General features: G+C 39.1%; 16 protein-coding genes and 1 rRNA gene. 15 read left to right on the forward strand and 2 right to left on the reverse strand.

Going from position 1 to position 19853, the window contains the following annotated elements:
• The first annotated feature begins 82 nt into the window (after nt 1–82).
• Nucleotides 83–197 (forward strand): 5S ribosomal RNA (gene rrf / locus I6F47_RS10485).
• Here rrf and I6F47_RS10490 read toward each other — a convergent pair.
• On the reverse strand, nt 189–587 hold the full coding sequence (locus I6F47_RS10490) for a hypothetical protein (protein ID WP_197183795.1): 399 nt from the start codon (nt 585–587) through the stop codon (nt 189–191). The two genes, rrf and I6F47_RS10490, sit on opposite strands and share 9 nt — an antisense overlap.
• Nucleotides 588–933: 346 nt before the next feature.
• Here I6F47_RS10490 and I6F47_RS10495 point away from each other — a divergent pair, with 346 nt between their 5' ends.
• From I6F47_RS10495 to ihfA, 5 genes are all read left to right on the forward strand, one after another.
• Entirely contained in the window at nt 934–1989 is a 1056-nt protein-coding gene (locus I6F47_RS10495) for a DUF2066 domain-containing protein (protein ID WP_010554011.1), read from the forward strand.
• Nucleotides 1989–2699 carry a DnaA regulatory inactivator Hda gene (gene hda / locus I6F47_RS10500; protein ID WP_007580342.1) on the forward strand — a complete coding sequence of 237 codons (711 nt, stop codon included), beginning with the start codon at nt 1989–1991 and terminating at the stop codon, nt 2697–2699. The genes I6F47_RS10495 and hda overlap by 1 nt, the downstream gene beginning before the upstream one ends.
• A gap of 345 nt (nt 2700–3044) precedes the next feature.
• Nucleotides 3045–4025, forward strand: a complete 981-nt coding sequence (pheS, locus tag I6F47_RS10505) for a phenylalanine--tRNA ligase subunit alpha (protein ID WP_002960692.1) — start codon at nt 3045–3047, stop codon at nt 4023–4025.
• A 15-nt stretch (nt 4026–4040) separates the two neighbouring features.
• Nucleotides 4041–6428, forward strand: a complete 2388-nt coding sequence (gene pheT, locus I6F47_RS10510) for a phenylalanine--tRNA ligase subunit beta (protein WP_197183796.1) — start codon at nt 4041–4043, stop codon at nt 6426–6428.
• 2 nt (nt 6429–6430) lie between these two features.
• Nucleotides 6431–6730, forward strand: a complete 300-nt coding sequence (gene ihfA / locus I6F47_RS10515) for an integration host factor subunit alpha (RefSeq protein ID WP_002960690.1) — start codon at nt 6431–6433, stop codon at nt 6728–6730.
• A 239-nt stretch (nt 6731–6969) separates the two neighbouring features.
• On the opposite strand, the gene I6F47_RS10520 is transcribed toward ihfA, so the two are convergent.
• Nucleotides 6970–7770, reverse strand: coding sequence for a DUF2989 domain-containing protein (locus I6F47_RS10520; RefSeq protein WP_197151143.1), 801 nt, complete (start codon nt 7768–7770; stop codon nt 6970–6972).
• Between the two features lie 174 nt (nt 7771–7944).
• Between I6F47_RS10520 and I6F47_RS10525 the strand changes: the two genes are divergently transcribed.
• The 9 genes from I6F47_RS10525 (at nt 7945) to I6F47_RS10565 (ending at nt 19803) form a co-directional block, all read left to right on the forward strand.
• On the forward strand, nt 7945–9387 hold the full coding sequence (locus tag I6F47_RS10525; RefSeq protein WP_010554014.1) for a glyceraldehyde-3-phosphate dehydrogenase: 1443 nt from the start codon (nt 7945–7947) through the stop codon (nt 9385–9387).
• Nucleotides 9388–9570: 183 nt separating this feature from the next.
• Nucleotides 9571–10698 (forward strand): M14 family metallopeptidase, encoded by a 1128-nt coding sequence (locus tag I6F47_RS10530; RefSeq protein WP_010554015.1) that lies wholly within the window; start codon nt 9571–9573, stop codon nt 10696–10698.
• Between the two features lie 376 nt (nt 10699–11074).
• Nucleotides 11075–12577 carry an alanine/glycine:cation symporter family protein gene (locus I6F47_RS10535; protein ID WP_010554016.1) on the forward strand — a complete coding sequence of 501 codons (1503 nt, stop codon included), beginning with the start codon at nt 11075–11077 and terminating at the stop codon, nt 12575–12577.
• 139 nt (nt 12578–12716) lie between these two features.
• Nucleotides 12717–13043, forward strand: a complete 327-nt coding sequence (locus tag I6F47_RS10540; RefSeq protein WP_007580349.1) for a hypothetical protein — start codon at nt 12717–12719, stop codon at nt 13041–13043.
• A 1-nt stretch (nt 13044) separates the two neighbouring features.
• Entirely contained in the window at nt 13045–13326 is a 282-nt protein-coding gene (locus I6F47_RS10545; RefSeq protein WP_007378333.1) for a YeaC family protein, read from the forward strand.
• Nucleotides 13316–15997: a DUF349 domain-containing protein gene (locus I6F47_RS10550; protein WP_197183797.1), complete on the forward strand. Its 2682-nt coding sequence runs from the start codon at nt 13316–13318 to the stop codon at nt 15995–15997. Before I6F47_RS10545 ends, I6F47_RS10550 begins: the two co-directional genes overlap by 11 nt.
• 366 nt (nt 15998–16363) lie before the next feature.
• A complete protein-coding gene (locus tag I6F47_RS10555) occupies nt 16364–16918 on the forward strand; it encodes a DUF1439 domain-containing protein (RefSeq protein WP_002960677.1) in 555 nt (184 codons plus the stop codon).
• Nucleotides 16919–16986: 68 nt separating this feature from the next.
• Nucleotides 16987–18291 (forward strand): ABC1 kinase family protein, encoded by a 1305-nt coding sequence (locus I6F47_RS10560; RefSeq protein ID WP_197183798.1) that lies wholly within the window; start codon nt 16987–16989, stop codon nt 18289–18291.
• Nucleotides 18292–18384: 93 nt separating this feature from the next.
• A complete protein-coding gene (locus I6F47_RS10565; protein ID WP_197183799.1) occupies nt 18385–19803 on the forward strand; it encodes a sigma-54 interaction domain-containing protein in 1419 nt (472 codons plus the stop codon).
• Nucleotides 19804–19853 lie beyond the last annotated feature (50 nt).

Here is a 19853-nt window from a genome sequence, read left to right on the forward strand (position 1 = left end):
ACTTAGAAAGACTTAAAAAATATTATCAGATATTTTCCAAATTCAGTTAGTGCGTAGCGATACGGATTAACGCCCAAATTTGCTTGGTGACAATAGCGTTTTGGACCCACCTGATTCCATGCCGAACTCAGTAGTGAAACGAAACAGCGCCGATGATAGTGTAGCATTTACTATGTGAAAGTAGGACATTACCAGGCTTCAAATTGTAGAAACCCGTTACAGCAATGTGACGGGTTTTTTGCTGTCTGAGATTTAGTAAATAGCCAAGAGCCCATGCCGAACTCAGTAGTGAAACTAAAGCTTCGACCGATAATAGTGTAGCATTTCACTGTGGCTCTCCACCGCTGTGGGCACCACGACATTACACAAGCTTCACATTGTAAAAAGCCCGAATCTAACGATTCGGGCTTTTTTACGTCTGTAGAAAAGTGAAATGCGCGCAATAAATACACACTCACATCAACACCTAGCACGTAGGGCGGGCGAGCGTAGCGATTCCCGACGCTAAAATCACAACAAAAACCCTCAATACCCCAGTCGGCTAATACAATAGCATTTTCACTGTGACTTTCTACCGCTGTGGGCACTACGACAAGCCCACCGACTTAGCCCGTATCTAACGATTTTTTACGCCTGAAGAAAGATTAAATGCGAGCCAATAACGAATAATCTTAACCATAACATCATCAAGTACTTACATTAAATACCTTCATGATCTAACTAAACCCGAGAGGTTCGCGTTTTGAAAAGTGTAGTAAAGTTAAATGTAGGTGAATAGCGTACAACTCACTCAACTATCTTATTCATATTTAATCTTTTTTACTTTCTATAAAAGCTAATTACTTTCATTTCCTTAGATAACAAATTTAATTTTGCTTTGTTACTGTCTTTGATTTAGGATCAAATCAGTTTAAAACCAAGAACTAATAGCCTGTGTATAGATTATTAATTAGCGCCATATCCATTTTATTTTGTTTTTCTGCGTCGGCAGTTGAAGTAACTGATCTATATCAAGATATTTTAAAAGTGGATGACAAAACACGAGACACTCGATTAGCTGCGAGTCGTAAAGCTTTGCTCAATGTTTTAGTGAAAGTAAGCGGTGATGAAACTGCGGATCAAAATAAATTAGCACAGCAACGCACTAAAGATATTTCTGATTATATGCTTAAGTTTGAATATGACGAGAGAGCAAATGGACAATTGAAACTTGTTGTTAAATTTGAAGCTCGAAAGATCAATGCGTTAATCAAAGAGTTAAACTTACCTTTATGGGGAGTACAACGCCCGTTAGTCGCAATATGGTTAGGTATTGAAGACAATTGGCGCAGAGAATTAGTAACACAAGAAAGTTACCCGCAATTAGAGCAGTTAATTTATGACAAAGCAGGACGCCGTGGTCTGCCTGTCGTTGTGCCATTACTTGATTTACAAGATAGACGTTTAGTAGGTATTCCTGAGGTATGGGGTAACTTTTCAGAACCAGTAGAAGAGGCCTCTAGACGCTACAGTGCTGAGCGAAGTATTACAGCAAGAATGTATAAAGAAGCGGATAGCGAAAATTGGATTTTAGATTGGCGTTTTACTAATGATGATCAATTTGATTCAAATAGATTAACGGGCGATAAGCAGCAAATAGTGAGTCAAATGATTGATACCTTAGCTCGAGGCCTTGCAAGCGAGTACGCTATTGATCCAAATGCTTATTATGAACAAGCCGCGGCCACGCTAACATTAAAAGGCACGCAAAGTTTTGTTGATGTTGAATTAGCAAAACAAAGATTATTGAACTTAAGCGTTGTTACGCAAGTTAAAATTGTTCGTAAAACACCAGAATTTGTAGAATTTAAACTAAACCACACTGGTAACCTAAGCGATCTTAAAAAAGGGTTAGGGTTAGACTCCTCATTTAAAGATTATGAGGATCCACGCGCTTTTTATCATGTTGTTGATAAAAATAGCTTAGAGTATCAATGGATAACGCCATAATGCTAACTTCTGAGCCGATGCAAATGGCATTACCGGTTACCTTGCCGGATGACGAAACATTTGCATCGTACTTTGGTGGGGAAGATTCGTTAGAGGTTAACCATTTAAAAGATAGCTTTTCGAAGTTAGCTAAAAAGTTTCAGTATACTTATTTATGTGGGTTAGGTGATTCGGGTAAGTCTCACCTTTTGTATGCAACCTGCATTAAAGCACAAGAGCGTGGCTTATCTAATATGCTGCTTTCTATGCGCGAAGTAATTGACTTTGGACCTATGGTATTAGACGGTTTAGAAGCACTTGATGTTCTATGTATTGATGACGTGCATTTAGTTGCAGGCAATGATGCATGGGAAAAAGCACTATTCAACTTTTTTAACCGGTTTAACGAACCCGGAAAAATGTTAGTAGTAACTGCCGATTTACTTCCTAGCATGCTTAATATCTCGCTGCCTGACTTAGAGTCTCGCTTAACGTGGGGAACAACCTTTCAAATTCGTTCTATGAGTGATGATGATAAAGCACAAGCACTTGTTAAGCGCGCTCATATGCGCGGCCTTGAATTAAGTGATGAGTGTGCACGCTTTTTACTAACCCGTTTAAGCCGTGATATGCGTGCTTTATTAGATGTACTCGACAAATTAGATCATGCATCTATGGCAGCACAGCGAAAATTAACTATTCCTTTTATAAAATCAACGTTAAAGCTGTAGTAGGTCTAGAATCTAGACCCTTCTTTCAGTTATCATAAGCTATTATCAGAGCGTGTTTACCTTTCCTGATTGGAATTTGTTTAACTTAAGAGTGCTTTAATCGCGTCGTGAGGACTTTAGCGTAGTATTTATATGCGAAACCCGAACAACAAAGAAAGTAGCCTCCGAGATAAACACTTCAAACTGCATGTGTTTGGTCTTTATTTAGCGTTATTGCATGACTTATGTAGGAAACTACAGTCCAATGATTAACCTTATTTAATAACCAACCACACTGTTGTAAAGCAATCTTGAAAGGCCAACACGCTCTTAAGCAATCACCTTCTGTGAAAGGTCAGGTATCGAATGAACTTAGAAAACATATTAGCGCAAGCACTTGAGGCGGTAGCCAGTGCCAGTGAAATAGCGCAGTTAGAAGATATCAGGGTTAATTACCTTGGTAAAAAAGGCGAAATCACTAGCTTACTTAAAACGTTAGGTAAAATAGCACCTGAAGAACGTAAAGAAGCAGGCCAAGTTATAAACCAAGCTAAACAAGATGTACAAGCTGCTATCAACGAAAAGCGTGAGTTGCTAGCAAGTAAAGCACTTGAAGAAAAACTAGCTGCTGAAACTATAGATGTAACTCTACCAGGGCGTGTTATGCCTACTGGCGGTTTACACCCAGTTACGCGCACTATTGAGCGCATAGAAAGCTTTTTTGGTGAGTTAGGTTTTGAAGTTAAATCTGGTCCAGAAATCGAAGACGATTTTCATAACTTTGATGCGCTAAATATTCCAGAGCACCATCCAGCACGTGCTGATCATGATACCTTTTATTTCAATCCTAAATTAGTACTACGTACACAAACAAGTGGCGTGCAAATTCGTACTATGGAAACTGAGCAGCCACCACTGCGCATTATTTCACCTGGACGCGTATACCGTAACGATTACGACCAAACACATACACCTATGTTCCATCAGGTTGAAGGTTTAATGGTTGATACCGATGTTAGCTTTACTGAGCTAAAAGGTATTTTGCATGATTTTTTACGTAACTTTTTTGAAGAAGATATGGAAATTCGTTTCCGTCCTTCATTCTTCCCGTTTACAGAACCTTCGGCTGAAGTAGATGTTATGGGTAAAGACGGTAAGTGGTTAGAAGTACTAGGCTGCGGCATGGTACATCCAAATGTACTTAAGTCTGTGGGCATTGACCCAGAAAAATACACCGGCTTTGCTTTTGGTATGGGTGTAGAGCGTTTAACTATGTTGCGCTATGGCGTAAACGATTTGCGTGCATTTTTCGAAAATGACTTAAAATTCCTGAACCAGTTCCGTTAAGAGTGAAACAATAAAATGAAATTTAGTGAAAAGTGGTTAAGAGAGTGGGTTAATCCTGCTATTGATACGCAAGCTCTTTCGGAACAGCTTTCAATGGCTGGTCTAGAAGTTGATGGCGTTGAGCCTGCTGCTGCCAAATTTAATGGCGTAGTTGTAGGTGAAGTTGTTGAATGTGGACAGCACCCTGATGCAGATAAACTGCGTGTTACCAAAATTAACGTAGGTGGCGATGAGCTACTTGATATCGTGTGTGGTGCACCAAATTGTCGTTTAGGTATTAAAGTTGCTGTTGCAACTGTGGGCGCTGTACTGCCTGGTGACTTTAAAATTAAAAAAGCCAAACTACGCGGCCAACCTTCAAACGGAATGCTATGTGCTTTTGTTGAGCTAGGTATTAGCGAAGAAGGCGACGGCATTATGGAATTGCCAAGCGATGCACCAGTAGGCACTGATTTACGTGATTACCTAGGTCTTGATGATAATATTATAGATGTTGATTTAACACCAAACCGTGGTGACTGCTTAGGTATAAAAGGTCTAGCACGCGAAGTAGGCGTTTTAAATAGTATTGACGTAAACGTATTAGATATTCCAGCTGTTACTCCAACAATTGATGACAAAGTATCAATTGAGCTAGTTAATGAAGATGCATGTCCTCGTTACCTTGGTCGTGTGATAAAGGGCATTAACCTTGATGTAGAAACACCGCTTTGGATGGTTGAAAAGCTACGTCGCAGTGGCGTACGTTCAATCGACCCAGTAGTTGATGTTACTAACTATGTATTACTTGAACTTGGTCACCCAATGCACGCGTTTGATTTAAATGCGATTGAAGGTGGTATTAAAGTACGTAGTGCAAACGCAGGTGAAGAACTTGTTTTATTAGACGGTAACACCGCTAAATTAAACGATACAACACTTGTGATAGCCGATCATAACAAAGCACTTGCAATTGCAGGTATTTTTGGTGGTGAACAATCAGGTGTTACAGATAAAACATCTGATATATTACTTGAAAGCGCATTTTTTAATCCTGTAGCAATTGCAGGGCAAGCACGTAGCTACGGTTTACACACTGATGCTTCACACCGTTATGAGCGCGGTGTTGATTTTGCTCTACAACATGATGCAATGGAACGTGCAACAGCACTTCTTCTTGAGATTGTAGGTGGTCAAGCAGGCCCAGTAGTTGAAGCTGTTGCGGCTGACAAACTACCAAAAGTGACTGAAGTACGTCTTCGTCGTGCACGTTTAGACCGTGTTATTGGTCATCATATTGAAGATGCTAAAGTAACAGATATTCTTACGCGTTTAGGTCTTGATGTTAAAGTAGAAAATGAAAGCTGGAGTGCGGACGTACCAAGCTACCGTTTTGATATTCGCATCGAAGAAGATTTAATTGAAGAAGTAGCACGTGTTTACGGTTACAACAGCATTCCAAATGTTGCACCAACTGCAAAACTTAAAATGACGACACATAACGAAGCAACTATTGCGCTTAGCAAGTTCCGCAATACGTTAGTGACTCGTGGTTACCAAGAAGCAATTACATACAGCTTTGTAGACCCTAAAGTACAAGCTATTTTACACCCAGAGTGTAAAGCAATGGTATTACCGCACCCTATTTCAATTGAAATGTCAGCGATGCGTGTAAGTTTAATGCCGGGTTTATTAGCGTCTGTAGCGTATAACCAAAATCGCCAACAGCCTCGTATTCGTTTATTCGAACATGGTCTTAAATTTATAAGCGACGAAAGTGCAGAAAATGGTGTTTACCAAGTACCGGTTATTGGCGGCGTTATTACGGGTCTTGTAAATGGTGAACATTGGGTTGAAGAAAAACGTAACGTTGATTTTTACGATTTAAAAGGTGATGTTGAAGCCTTACTTGCAATTACTAATGATGTTACTCGCTTTGAAATTAAAGCAGAGCAGTCAGATGGACTTCACCCTGGTCAATCAGCTGTAATATATGTTGATGGCAAAAAGGTTGGTTTTTTTGGTGCTTTACATCCTCAAGCTCAAAAGTCGTTAGATATCAACAACGCAACTTTTGTTTTTGAAATTGAAATGTCAGCAATAGAAAAAAGAAATTTACCGCAAGCAGAAGGGGTGTCTAAATTCCCTTCAAATCGCCGCGACATCGCGATTTTAGTGGCAGACAGCGTTAAATCTGGCGACATTTTAAGCGTGATCGAAAAAGTTGGCGGAAATCAATTGGTTGACCTAAACTTATTCGATGTGTATAAGGGCAAAGGTATTGAGCCAAATTATAAGAGTTTGGCGATTGCTCTAACACTGCAAGCGGTTGATAGAACACTCGAAGAGAAAGATATCAATCTAGTAGTTGATAACGTGGTGGCCGAATTGGCCGAACAGTTTAATGCATCGTTGAGGGACTAGATATGGCGCTTACTAAAGCCGACATAGCTGAACACCTATTTGAAAAGCTCGGGATCAATAAAAAAGATGCCAAAGATTTAGTTGAAGCGTTTTTTGAAGAAATCCGCTCAGCGCTAGAAAAAGGCGAGCAGGTTAAGCTCTCTGGATTTGGTAACTTTGATCTTCGAGACAAAAAAGAAAGACCAGGCCGCAACCCGAAAACAGGCGAAGATATTCCTATTTCGGCACGTCGCGTGGTGACTTTTCGACCAGGTCAAAAGCTTAAAACCCGCGTAGAAGTGGGCACAAGCAAAGCAAAATAAAAAAAGGCAGCGTAAGCTGCCTTTTTATTTGCCTGAATAACCTAGTTATTAAATTATACCAACCTGCATAAATCTTTGATCAATTTAACGAATTAAATTGCACTATAACGTCGTTAAAAATGTTTTATTTAGAACAACTAGATACAAAAATTTTTGCCTAGTTCTAGCGTAATTCCCTTAACGTTAAATAGACCCCATATATAAGCAGATTGGTATTAGGTTATTTTTGCGATTATAAATTAAAACTCTCGAGGAGATACAAAATCACCTGCCATTATTTGCTGAAATGTTTGCTCTGCAAGTACATCTAGGCTGTCTAAGCTTTTACCATTCGTTATTAATTGCTGCTCAATTTCAAACACGTCAATATTTTCAATCCCCGACATTTGCGCTACTTTAGAAAATATATATGCATGCTTAAATTTATCATGTTTATAAAAAAGACTAATAAGTGATGTATACACTTCAGGATTCGGTACGTTGTCTTTTTTATTGAGTTCTAAAGTTTTATAAAGCAAATCGATGGTTTTTTCATCGTCGAACTTAATATAGTACGATGCTAAAAAAAATTGCATTTCGGCACTTTGCGTTACACTTTTGTCATTTTCTATCGCCAATAATTTTGTCAGTGCGTTTTGGTTATTATTTCGTGACCATTGGTAGTAGAGCAAACCTGGATGGTTCGTATTTTGAGTATCTTGATATAAGCGAGTCATTTCTTTAATGCTCGTTAATTGACCGTCAATACGTGACGTTTTTTTAGCTTTTAACTTAATATGTTCAATTTTGGCGGCCAAAGTTATGCATTGGTTATAAGATTCAAAGTCCTTGAGTAATTGGTATTTATTTTCATCAGTAGGGTCTTTGTATTCTATGTAACGTTTGATAATTACATCAGAACGCTCATCCTTGCAGTGGCTGTCTTTGTTTAAGTCGCTACAAAAGCCAGGTGTTTCTTTGCACACTTGTGCGAGTGTCAAGGGCTCTTCACACCCTGTCAACGTTAGCAAACCCAATAGTACACTTGCTTTTTTAAGCATCCCTTAACCCCAAATGAATATCTACCTTGTTATTCTAACGCAATCATTTAACGCCTAACAGTAGAGAATAACTTCAGATTAAATTAGAATAGCCCTGCCTGAAGTGCATTACTCTCAAAATATAGTGCATTTTTAAAGGCTATCCGTTCAAAATGATAAACTTAGGTAAATAAAATGACCTCATCTCACGAGTTAGAATACACAAATAGTTGGCAAGAGCGCCAAGATTACGCAGAAAGCATGCAACCAATCATTGGTAAACTTTACCGTAATCGTGGTATCGAAATCGCTGTATATGGCCGTCCTCTCGTAAATGCCAGTACTATCGATATTATCAAATCTCACAAAACCGTTGCTCAGTTTGAAGGCACTAAATTACGTTTGCGTGAAAGCTTCCCATTTTTAGAAGCTATCAGCAAAATGGAATTAAACTCTGCACGTATTGATATTGGTAAGCTTGCATATAGTTATTTGTTCACTGAAGCTGCAAAAGGCCGCTCAGTAGAAGAATTTGTAAAAGATGAACTTGCAGAAATAGCTGACTTACCAGCGAAAGAACCACGCGATGTTGTATTGTATGGTTTTGGTCGTATTGGTCGTTTACTAGCGCGTTTATTAATTGAAAAATCAGGTCCATATTCAGATTTACGTTTGCGCGCTATTGTTGTGCGTGGCGGTAAAGAGGGTGATCTTGAAAAGCGTGCAAGCTTACTGCGTCGTGATTCAATTCACGGTCCATTCAATGGCTCAATCACTATTGATAAAGAACGTAACGCAATTAAAGCCAACGGTAGCTACATTCAGGTTATTTACGCTAACTCTCCTAGCGAAATTGATTACACTCAATACGGTATCGACAATGCATTAATTGTTGATAACACCGGTATTTGGAAAGACGAAGCGGGCCTTGGCCAGCATCTAGAGTGTAAGGGCGCTGCAAAAGTATTATTAACAGCTCCTGCAAAAGGTAATATCAAAAACATCGTATATGGTGTTAATAACAAAGATATTTTACCTGAAGATAAAATTGTTTGTGCAGCAAGCTGTACAACCAATGCAATTACACCAACGCTTAAAGCACTAAACGATAAGTTTGGTATTAATAATGGCCATGTTGAAACTGTACACTCGTACACGAACGATCAAAACCTTATTGATAACTACCACAAAGCAGAGCGCCGTGGCCGTGCCGCAGCACTTAACATGGTAATTACTGAGACAGGGGCTGCAAAAGCGGTTTCAAAAGCATTACCAGAGCTTGAAGGCAAATTAACAGGTAACGCAATCCGCGTACCTACACCTAATGTGTCGCTAGCTATTTTGAACCTTAACTTAGCAACAAGCACATCAGTTGAAGAGCTAAACGCATTTTTACGCGATACTGCACTTCATTCAGACTTACGTGACCAAATTGATTACACAGCATCAACGGAAATTGTTTCTACCGATTTAGTAGGTAGCCGTTACGCAGGTGTTGTTGATTCACAAGCAACGATTGTTGAAGATAACCGTATTGTTTTATATGTATGGTACGACAATGAGTTTGGTTACAGCTGCCAAGTAGTTCGTTGTATGCGCGATATGGCCGAAGTGTCATTCCCAAGCTTACCTCGCTAATTTATTTGCAGTGACTTAAAAGCCAGCATATTGCTGGCTTTTTTGGTCGTGTATTATTTTTAAAGCGTGTGCCTTGTGATAGGCTTTAATTAAGAAAATGCACATTCGTTTTACTATTTACAAAATAATGTCAGTTCTGTGAATTAATAAGCAGATAAACTTATTCAACCTAAAGGTTTTTTCATGAAAATCAGCAGCAATTTCGACAGTGGTAATATCAAAGTTATTGAAGCCACCGATCCTTTAAATATTCAATTAGAAATTAATAAAGATCACCAGTCTGAATTTTATCAGTGGTTTCACTTTCGTCTTGAAACAACACCTTACCAATTGCATAAGTTAAATATTAATGAGCTTGATAAATCAGCTTACCCAGATGGTTGGGAAGGGTATCAAGCCGTTGCATCATATGACCGCCAAACATGGTTTCGTGTACCATCAAGCTATGAAAATGGCACATTAAGCTTTGAAATTGAACCAGAGTGCGGCAGCGTGTATTTTGCTTACTTTGCGCCATACAGTTACGACCGCCATTTAGATTTATTATCTTGGGCACAAAGCCAAGGTGCTTGCCAATTAATAACACTTGGTGAAACACTCGATGGCCGCGATATGAGTGTGCTTAAAATTGGTGAGCCAAGTGAAGATAAGAAAAATATCTGGATCACAGCACGTCAACATCCAGGTGAAACAATGGCCCAATGGTATGTTGAAGGTCTACTGCACAAACTTCTTGATGACGAAGACCCACATGCAGCTGCGCTTCTATCAAAAGCAGTGTTTTACGTTGTGCCAAATATGAATCCAGATGGCAGCGCACGCGGACATCTCCGTACTAATGCTAAAGGCGTTAATTTAAACCGTGAATGGCAGACACCAAGCATGGAAAATAGCCCTGAGGTTTACCTAGTACTAAATAAAATGCGCGAAGCTGGCTTAGATATGCACTTAGATATACACGGCGATGAAGCTATTCCGTATAACTTTGTGGCAGGCAGCGAAGGTATTCCAAGTTACGATGCTCGTCTTAAAGGCCTTGAAGATAGCTTTAAAGCTGCGCTTTTAACTATTACTCCAGAGTTTCAAGATGAGCATGGCTATCCAAAAGATGAGCCAGGCCAAGCTAACCTTACGGTAGGTTCATCAGCTACTGCTGAAGAATTCAAAGCATTAACGTACACAATTGAAATGCCATTTAAAGACAACAACGATTTACCTGATCCAGACTATGGCTGGTCAGACCGTCGTTCGTATCAATTTGGTCAAGATACGTTAGCGGCAATTGTTAATGTTGTTGATAATTTAAGATAAAACGTTTATTTGAAGGGTATCAATAGTTTTGATGCCCTTTTTGCTTTTAGTAAAACCCCTTTTACAAAAAATAATAATCATATAGCAACTTCACTCCAAAACGTTTTTAACGTTTCTTCGCCGCGTATCATCACCGTATCGGTACAAATCAATCTACTTTCCTTTAAATACTGCTGATGTAGTGCCTTGCAATAGCTACGTAATTAGATATTTTGAAAATTAAGTGTTAACAAAGTTGGGGTACTTAAGTTAAGATTAATTAAATAATGAGTCGGGACGGGAGAGGTAAAACCTTATTTCGTGAAACTTATGTTGCGTAGTAGCTAAAGCAGAGTCTCGTAATTAAAAATAATAAATATAACTATAGAGGATATCCATGGAAGCTTTTGTAAGCGCTGTTAATGATGTTGTTTGGAGTAATGCACTCATCTATTTATGCCTAGGCGCAGGCTTGTTTTATTCAGTATTAACTCGATTTGCTCAAGTTCGACATTTTAAAGAAATGTGTAAGTTATTATTTAGTCCAAACACGTCTGATAAAGGTATCTCATCTTTTCAAGCCCTTGCAGTATCGTTGTCTGGACGAGTAGGCGTAGGTAATATTGCAGGTGTTGCAGCAGCTATCGGTTTTGGTGGACCAGGTGCTATTTTTTGGATGTGGGTTGTTGCTTTTCTAGGTGCAAGTACCGCATATGCAGAATCTACTTTAGGCCAAATTTATAAAACAGAAGAAAACGGGCAATATCGTGGCGGCCCAGCGTATTATTTTGACCGTTGTTTAGGGCAAAAATGGCTAGCTGTTTTATTTGCTGTTTCGGCAATTATTGCATGTGGTGTTTTTCTGCCAGGCGTACAAGCAAATGCGGTAGGTAATGCATTTACTCAAGTGTTTGGCGATGGCAATATGGTTTCTACTAGCTTTGGTGACGTAGGCAGCTTTAAATTGGTCGCTTTGGCAATTATCCTTATTGTTTTGGCGTTTATTATTTTCGGCGGAATAAAGCGTATTGCGAACTTTACGCAAATAGTAGTGCCATTTATGGCGCTTGGTTACATAGTATTGGCACTAATCGTAGTATTTTTAAATTTAGATAAAGTGGGTGATATATTTTATTTGATTATTAGTGATGCGTTTACTGCGCAGGCCGGTTTTGGTGCTGCTATTGGTTGGGGCGTTAAACGCGGTATATATTCTAACGAAGCAGGCCAAGGTACTGGGCCTCATGCAGCAGCCGCTGCAGAAGTTGATCACCCTGCTCAACAGGGGTTAGTACAAGCTTTCTCTGTTTACGTTGATACCATCTTTGTGTGTACTGCAACAGCATTAATGATTTTAATAACGCAGCAATACAACATTGTGGGTGAGTTACCAGCAGGGCAATTTATTGTTCAAAATGTTGATGCAGCCACTGAAGTGGGTTCAGCAGCCTTTACGCAAATGGCTCTATTTAGTGTATTTGGTAGCTTTGGGCAGGCATTTGTTGGCATCGCATTGTTCTTCTTTGCTTTTACCACAATACTTGCTTATTACTTTATTGCAGAGACTAATATTGCTTATTTAAATCGTTATTTTAAAGGCAGTATTCCGCTTGTTATCGTGAAGTTTGTGATTATGTTTATGGTTGCATACGGCATGGTAAACAATTCAGGTTATATCTGGACTATTGGTGATATTGGCGTTGGCTTAATGGCCTGGATTAACATACTAGGTATTTTAGCTATTTTCTTCGTAGCTAAGCCTGCTTTGTTATGTTTGAGCGATTATGAAGAACAGAAGAAAAAAGGCGGAAAAATCATATTTGATCCAGTTAAATTAGGCATTAAAAACGCGACGTTCTGGGAAAAACGCTTAGAGAAGCAGTCAAAAGACGCAGAGTAATTAAACTTGGTGGGCAACTTAGAAAATTATCGCCCCAAAATTAGTTATTGGTTTGAATTCAAAAAAGACAACGAGAAATAAAACAAGTACAATAAAGGCGCCGAAAGGCGCTTTTTTTATGCGTAGTATGGAGAGAAGTATGGCGATTATTCGTTGCCCAAAATGTGCAAAATCAATTTCAGATAAACATAAGCAATGTCCGCATTGCGAAAGCAACATTGCAGAGCTAAACGACGAGCAAGTTTTGCAACTTCAGCGCGAACAGCGAATTAAAAAAAAGCAGATGTTTATAAATCACTCCTTTTTGGCGCTTATCTTATTTTTAGGTGGTTTTTTCTGTTTGTACTTTTTACAACCGCAAGAAAAAACGCTTCAGTGGTATGCTTATACTGCGGCTATTGGCGTAGGGTGTATTTGGTATCTTATAAACCGAATTGTTTTAGTGACTCTAAAAAAGAAAAAATGACATGAATATCGACAATCTTGTACAAAATATTACTCCCGAATTATTCGAACGCTTACAATACGGTGCATCAACTGGCAAATGGCCAGATGGTACCGTTTTATCAGACGAGCAAAAGCAACAAACAGTGCAGTTGGTTATGTTGTATCAAGCAAAAGTGGCTCAATCAAACGAGCAATTTACGATTGGTGCTAATGGTGAAATGATCCAAAAGACAAAAGCTCAACTACAAAAAGAATTTAAATCAGACAACGAAATAGCTAGGTTTAGTGAACATGATCTTTAAGCACCTTTTTACACCGAAATGGAAACACCCTAAGCAACAAGTACGTCTTGATGCTATCGAAAAATTAGACATTGAACGTGATGCAACCATATTAAACACGTTAGCACTTGAAGACAGCTCAGCTGAAATACGCCGCAAAGCACTACAAAAAGTAAACGAGTTACCACTTTGGTGGAAAGCGTATAAACAAGATCAAGTATTAAAAGATATAGCAGAGCTTCAAATATCTAATGCTGTTTTAAATAGCGAAAGTGCACTAACACCGCAAATTAAAAACGAATACATAGAGCGTTTTGCACCCGTTAAAACACTCGAAAAGTTAGCGTTTGCAGAAAAAGAACTGCAAGTACGCGTTAAATTATTAAAACGTTTAGCAAATCCAAAACTAGTAGAAAAAGCATTTAAAGAAGGTAGCGAAGAGCTACAAACTCAATTAGTTGAACTTGTTATTACCCATCAATTAATTAAGCCATTAGTAAAGCATGCAAAGGATGGTGCAAAAGCAGCACTTGAAACGCATATTGAAAATGAGCGTTTAGCAATAGAAATGCCACTGCAGGTTGAAAGTGCAACACGTGTTATTTTAGCTAAGTTAAATGCTTTACGTGAAAAAACAGATTTTGGTGTTGTAAATCCACAAGCCGGCGAATTAATGGCCCAGTGGCAAGCACTTGAGCTCAAATGGCTAAGTGATGAGCGTGTTAAGCTTCTTGACGAAAAATATATTTCGATTACCACTAAGTTAGATGCACACATTGAACAGCTAAAAGCGATACACGACAAAGAGCAGCAAAAATTAGCGCTACAACAGCGCCAATTGCTAGCGCTTGCAACTGTTGAAGCGTTAAGTGAAGAAATAGAAAACGCCTTACAGCTAGGCCTTGAAACACCAGAGCAAATTCAACAAGATTGGCTTGATGCAAAAGTAGCGCAAGCTAAGCAAGCTATTAGCGAAACAGAACTTGCTAATAATACGCAATCTAAACTGGCTGTAAGCAAGTTAGAAAAGCTATTTACTCAAGTTGCTAAATTACCTGAGCTAACAACGGCTATTAAAGAGTACAAACTCGCTTTTGCAGCATTATGCGAAATTAAGCCAGCAGAAGATTTAGCGCAATACGATGCAACTCTAACTGAATTTAATAATGGTTTTAAAGCAGCGCGTAGTCATTTAAATATTTTAGATGGTGCACTGCAAAGTACCTTTAAAACACAGTTAAATACGCATAAAAAGCAATTTTTAGCACCAATGAGTGAGCTAGTTAAGCCACTTGAAAAAAACCAAAGCCAAGCAAAACGCAAAGCTCGTGATGTTAAACGCCTAATTGAAGAAGGTCGTTTTAATGTTGCCTTTGGCGTGTTTAAAGGGTTTGAAGAGTTATTTAATACACTCACTGAGCAATATCAACAGCCGCTTGTAAATATTAAAGCGGAACTTGAAGCGCAACTTGCAGATGCTAAAGATTGGCAAAAATACGCTGCAGCACCAAAGCGTGAAGCTTTATTAGAAGAAGTAAGTGTATTAGTAAGTGAAGAGTGTACTGACCCACAACAACGTGCAGAGCAAGTAAAAGTGCTACGCAAACGTTGGAATGAGTTAGGTCGCTTAGATACAGATGAAGAAAAGCAACAAGGCGTACAGTTTGATGAAAAAATCGAGCTGTTATTTGCACCTTGTCGTAGTTACTTTGCAGAGCAAGAAGTACAACGCGAAGCGTCAAAAGCACAACGCGAAAGTATTATTAGCGACATGCACGCGCTTCATTTACAGCCTACGGCTGAGGATGACTTTGATTGGAAGCAATATGAAAGCCAATACAATCGTTTAAACAAAGCGTGGCGCAGTGTAGGTAAAGTTGACCCTAAAACATACCGTACACTAAACGATCGTTATAAAAGCGAGCAACAACAAGTACTGGCTTTATTAAACGCATTTCATAAAAGTAATGCCGTACTTAAAAATGAATTAGTAGAAAAAGCGCAGCAATTATCACAAAGCGATGATTTAGCCGCTGCGTGCCAAGAGTTGAAGCAAATGCAGCAGCAATGGCAAACAATTGGTTTTGCAGGTTTAAAAGCTGAAAATGCGTTATGGCAAAAATTTCGTCAATTTAACGATGAAACATTTACTAAACGTAGTAGTGAATTTGAGCAGCAAAAACTTGATCAAAATGAGTCAGATAAACAAGCAGTTGCAGAACTTGCTGAGCTTGAAGCAGCACTTAGCGATGTAAATCAAAGAGCACAGTTGCATGACCTAGAAACAAAAGTGAAAGGGTACACGCAATTTAGATCGTTAGCGCCAAAAGTTACTAAGCTACTAGCAGCTATTGACGATAAACTTGCATTGCTTACAAGCAAATCAGAGCAAGCTAATCTAGATGCGTTAATTACAGCACTTGAAAACAATGAAGCGTTACCAAGTCAGTATCAAGCACCACTTAAAACAGCATTAAATACAGAGCAACTTATTACGCGCATGGAAATATTAGCGAACGTAAGTTCAACCGATAAGTCACTTAGAATGGCAGAGCAAGTAGCCATGTTAGATGACAAACATCGTGGCGAACATGCTGATTTAAACTATTATTTAAAACAGTTATTAGCGCTCAGTGCTGGTTCAGTTGAACCTGACACACTAACGCGACTTAAAGCGACACTTGCAGCTTAATACACTAGGGCGTGTTGACCTTTCGTGGTTGAATTTGCAGCAGACTGTTTGGTATTTAGGCAAGGCAGAGTCTATGTAGTGTGGTTATTCCCCATAAATAGGCGATAACGCAGCATAAATGCCAAACATGCGCTGCCCTTTGGGTTCTTTCTAGGGACGATTAACTCTTTGTTGCTCGGTTTTGACTTAGCCCGCTAGGTTACAAACCTCACGCCGCGATTAAATCGACCCTAGATTGAACAAATTTCAATCCACAAAGGTCAACACGCCCTAGAACCAGCGTAATATATGCTGGTTACTATTTTAATAAGCCGCTTTAATCGCGGCTTTTTTATGTACCACTAATTTATAAACAAAAGGGTTCTCATGAGAATTTTAGTTATTATTGCAGCGTTATTTTTAACTGCCTGTAATACCACGCAAGGCATATCAGTATATTCATTTACTAACTCTGAGGTTGAGTCTGTACTGGGTAAGCAATTACCAAAGTTAAGTGAAAAAGTAAGCTTAATGGGTTTACCTGTTCAGTTTGATGTAAACGACTTAAGTGTTAATATTGGACCTGATAACCGCGATGTTGTTGTGCTTGGTGCCGATTCAAGCGCTGAAATTAATGCATTTGCACTTAAATACCCTGTGCGTTTAAAGCTGCAAATTGAAGGTAGCCCATTTTACGACAGTGAGAAAAAAGCAGTGTTTTTACGTAATATTAAATTACTTGATTCGAGTGTAGATGCCGGTGGTTTTAAAGGTAATTTAGGTGCGCTTGATAGCCAAGCAATGGATGTTATTAATGCTTTTTTAGCGGTTAACCCTGTTTATACCCTAAACATGGACGACCCTAAAATGATGCTACTCAGTAAACTTCCACTTGATATGAAAGTGGTTGAAGGTGCAATTAAGCTAGTACCTCGTCTATAAGTAGATCTACCTACTTACAATATACGTATTAATTAGCCTGACTTTCAGGCTAATTAGGTTTTAATATTATGGCGGCTCCTCGTACTGTTCCCACTTCTCGGCTTTCTCGCTTTGCAAAATTAGGCTCACTTGCCACAGGTGTTGCTACCAATATGTTAGTTGATGGCGCTAAGAGCGCGCTAACCGGTAAAGGTTGGGATAATAAAAGCTTGCTACTACAACCTAAAAATATTGAAAATCTAGCCACACAGCTATCTCATTTACGTGGCGCTGCAATGAAGCTCGGGCAATTACTTTCAATGGATGCCGGTGATTTACTTAGTCCTGAATTGGCTCAGTTACTTGCTTTACTGCGCTCAGATGCGAATCCAATGCCTCATAAGCAGCTTGTTGAGGTGTTAAAAGAGCAATGGGGGGATGAGTGGCTAGCGCGCTTTTCTCATATTGAGTTAAGGCCTTTTGCAGCGGCTTCTATAGGGCAAGTTCATTTAGCTTATAAAGAAAATGGCGATCAGCTTGCTGTTAAAATTCAATATCCTGGTATTGCAAAAAGTGTGGTAAGTGATGTAGATAACGTTATTTCTTTATTAACGATTTCTCGATTATTGCCAAAAGATCTTAATATTAAACCACTTATTAGTGAGGCTAAAGCGCAGTTATTAGCTGAGGCTGATTATAAGCGGGAGGCTCAGTACTTAATACGTTATAAAAATGCACTAGCAAGTAATCCCCACTTTAAAGTGCCTAACGTATATCCAGAGCACAGCACACAACAAGTACTTACTATGGAATATATAAAAGCAGAGCCCATTGAGAGCATTACAGAGCTACCTGATAGTCAAAAAAGCTTTGTTGCAGAGCAGCTCATTGATTTATTTTTTAAAGAAATGTTTGAATTTAAATTAATTCAAACCGACCCTAACTTTGCCAATTTTCATTATCAGCTTGATACACAAAAAATTGTTTTATTTGATTTTGTTGCAACGCGAGAAATATCAACCGAGCTTAGCTTAGCGTACTTAGCCTTATTTAAAGCGGGTAGCGAAAACAACCGAGAAGGTGTACTTAAAGCGGCATCACACATAGGTTATTTTAAAAATGACTTAGTTGACGAGTATAAAAACAACGTCATTGATTTATTTTTAATGGCGTGCGAGCCGCTAAGAGCAGAAGGGGAGTTTGATTTTAAAAATAGCGAACTAGCGCTCAAAATTAAAAATGCAGGGCTTGCTCTTAGTGGGCAATCTCAGCAATGGCATACACCGCCCGTTGATGCGCTATTTATTCACCGAAAACTTGCAGGGCTTTATTTAATAGCCGCAAGGCTAGGTGCAAAAATTGATGTGAAAACGCTATTTCAGCACTATTTATAGCGTTTTAATTTACACGTAAGCGCATTTTAAGTAATGAGTGCACTTAATGTATAAAGTTACCATAATGCTCGCGATATTTCGCGAGGTGCATTTATGATAAAACAATTTTTAAACGATCCTAAATTATTGCTAAACGCAGTAGGTGAGGGCATATACGGTTTTGACCTGTCGGGTAATGCGGTGTTTGTTAATCCTGCCGCTGAGCGCATGACAGGCTGGCGAGCAGACGAGTTATTAGGTAAAAAAATACACCAATATCATCACCATACTCATGCTGATGGCACACCTTATCCCGCTGATGAATGCCAAATTTACTGCACCATGTTTGACGGAAAGCGTCGTGAAGTTAAAAATGAAGTTTTTTGGCGTAAAGACGGTAGCTCATTTGCAGTGGAATACACCTCAACACCTGTTTATAAAAATGATGAGTTAATTGGTGCTGTAGCGGTATTTCGCGACATATCACTGCAACAGCAAACACAAAATGCACTGCAAGAGGCACTTGAGCAAGTAAAGCATTTAAGTGAGCAGCTAAAAGATGAAAACAACTACTTAATTGCAGAACTTAACGAAGATTGGCAAGACTCAGGGCTAGTTGGACAAAGTCATATATTTCAAACCATGTTAGATCAAATAAAACTGGTGAGTGAAACCGACAGCACAGTGCTTATACTTGGCGAAAATGGCACGGGTAAAGAATTAGTAGCTCGTAATTTGTATCGACTAAGCAAGCGTAGCGAACAAGCTTTTATAAAAGTAAATTGCGCTGCATTTACCCCAAGTTTGCTAGAATCGGAACTGTTTGGACATGAAAAAGGCGCGTTTACAGGTGCTAATGAACGTCGTAAAGGGCGCTTTGAGCTTGCTGATAAAGGCACCTTGTTTTTAGATGAAATAGCAGAGCTTCCACTTGAGGCGCAAAGTAAATTACTGAGAGTCCTGCAAGAACAAGAGTTTGAACGTGTGGGTGGCAGCAATACGCTAAAAGTAAATATTAGAGTGATTGCAGCGACTAACCGCGACCTGTGGGAAATGGTACAAAAAGGCACGTTTAGAATTGATTTGTATTATCGGCTTAATGTATTTCCTATAAAAGTACCCGCCCTTAAAGATCGAAAAGAGGATATTCCTTATTTATGCGCTAATTTAATTGCGCAGATAAATAAACGACTGGGTAAACACTTAAAAGGGCTGAGTAAAAAAGCAATTACGCAGCTACAAGCCTACAAATGGCCTGGCAATATTAGAGAGCTGCAAAATGTACTTGAACGCGAAGCTATTTTATCTAATCAGGCGATACTTCAGCTAAGTCAGCCTTTGCAAGCGGGTGGTGAAGTAGTTATTAACCCTTCACTTACGCTTGATGAGGCCCAAAAGCAGCATATAACCTCTGTTCTCGCGTTATCGCACTGGCAAATATCCGGTGATAAAGGGGCAGCAGTTAAATTGGGCTTACCTGAGAGTACACTACGCTCAAAAATGCGAAAGTTAGGGATTGCTAAAAATTCGTGATATATCGCGAAGCGCGTTTAATATCGCGAATTTCATTTTACTGCGTTGAA

It is taken from the genome of Pseudoalteromonas sp. NZS37, assembly GCF_015864265.1.
GTDB classification, from domain to species: Bacteria; Pseudomonadota; Gammaproteobacteria; order Enterobacterales; family Alteromonadaceae; genus Pseudoalteromonas; species Pseudoalteromonas arctica.

What these genes read in the sequence shown, in the direction of transcription:
- I6F47_RS10520 (WP_197151143.1), bottom strand. Translation starts at nt 7,770, where the DNA reads ATGCTTAAAAAAGCAAGTGTACTATTGGGTTTGCTAACGTTGACAGGG.
- pheS (WP_002960692.1), top strand. Translation starts at nt 3,045, where the DNA reads ATGAACTTAGAAAACATATTAGCGCAAGCACTTGAGGCGGTAGCCAGT.
- pheT (WP_197183796.1), top strand. Translation starts at nt 4,041, where the DNA reads ATGAAATTTAGTGAAAAGTGGTTAAGAGAGTGGGTTAATCCTGCTATT.
- I6F47_RS10545 (WP_007378333.1), top strand. Translation starts at nt 13,045, where the DNA reads ATGAATATCGACAATCTTGTACAAAATATTACTCCCGAATTATTCGAA.
- I6F47_RS10540 (WP_007580349.1), top strand. Translation starts at nt 12,717, where the DNA reads ATGGCGATTATTCGTTGCCCAAAATGTGCAAAATCAATTTCAGATAAA.
- I6F47_RS10565 (WP_197183799.1), top strand. Translation starts at nt 18,385, where the DNA reads ATGATAAAACAATTTTTAAACGATCCTAAATTATTGCTAAACGCAGTA.
- I6F47_RS10525 (WP_010554014.1), top strand. Translation starts at nt 7,945, where the DNA reads ATGACCTCATCTCACGAGTTAGAATACACAAATAGTTGGCAAGAGCGC.
- I6F47_RS10560 (WP_197183798.1), top strand. Translation starts at nt 16,987, where the DNA reads ATGGCGGCTCCTCGTACTGTTCCCACTTCTCGGCTTTCTCGCTTTGCA.
- I6F47_RS10550 (WP_197183797.1), top strand. Translation starts at nt 13,316, where the DNA reads ATGATCTTTAAGCACCTTTTTACACCGAAATGGAAACACCCTAAGCAA.
- I6F47_RS10555 (WP_002960677.1), top strand. Translation starts at nt 16,364, where the DNA reads ATGAGAATTTTAGTTATTATTGCAGCGTTATTTTTAACTGCCTGTAAT.
- ihfA (WP_002960690.1), top strand. Translation starts at nt 6,431, where the DNA reads ATGGCGCTTACTAAAGCCGACATAGCTGAACACCTATTTGAAAAGCTC.
- I6F47_RS10535 (WP_010554016.1), top strand. Translation starts at nt 11,075, where the DNA reads ATGGAAGCTTTTGTAAGCGCTGTTAATGATGTTGTTTGGAGTAATGCA.
- I6F47_RS10530 (WP_010554015.1), top strand. Translation starts at nt 9,571, where the DNA reads ATGAAAATCAGCAGCAATTTCGACAGTGGTAATATCAAAGTTATTGAA.
- hda (WP_007580342.1), top strand. Translation starts at nt 1,989, where the DNA reads ATGCTAACTTCTGAGCCGATGCAAATGGCATTACCGGTTACCTTGCCG.